This window comes from Vibrio sp. 10N.222.55.C6 (assembly GCF_041473395.1).
GTDB lineage: Bacteria > Pseudomonadota > Gammaproteobacteria > Enterobacterales > Vibrionaceae > Vibrio > Vibrio crassostreae_C.
Genome location: NZ_JBFRSD010000654.1, coordinates 1 through 271 on the forward strand (window position 1 = coordinate 1; position 271 = coordinate 271).

1 protein-coding gene is annotated in these 271 nt (G+C 42.4%); it reads left to right on the forward strand.

All coding sequences use genetic code 11. From position 1 onward, the window contains the following. Positions 1-11: 11 nt before the first annotated feature. A partial coding sequence (locus AB4486_RS25500; protein ID WP_372119516.1) for a hypothetical protein occupies positions 12-271 on the forward strand: 260 nt, incomplete at its 3' end.

Below are 271 nucleotides of genomic sequence, written 5' to 3' on the forward strand. Positions count from 1 at the left end.
ATAGTGCTGTTTTGAATCATCAACAACGTGACGCAATAAAAGACATGGCGCTAATTCATATTGACGGAAACGGTTTGGGCATTCTGTTGATGAAACTAAAATCTGCCTTAAACAATGAGAGTGAGCGCCGCTTTCGTCAAACTTATCGGGCGTTCTCTGACGCGTTGAATATCGCTACGGTAAAGGCTGCTCAACAAGCAACACAATGGCTATATGACCAATTGAAAAGACAACAAGCGACGTCAGAAGGTAACGAAAGAGTAATGTTACC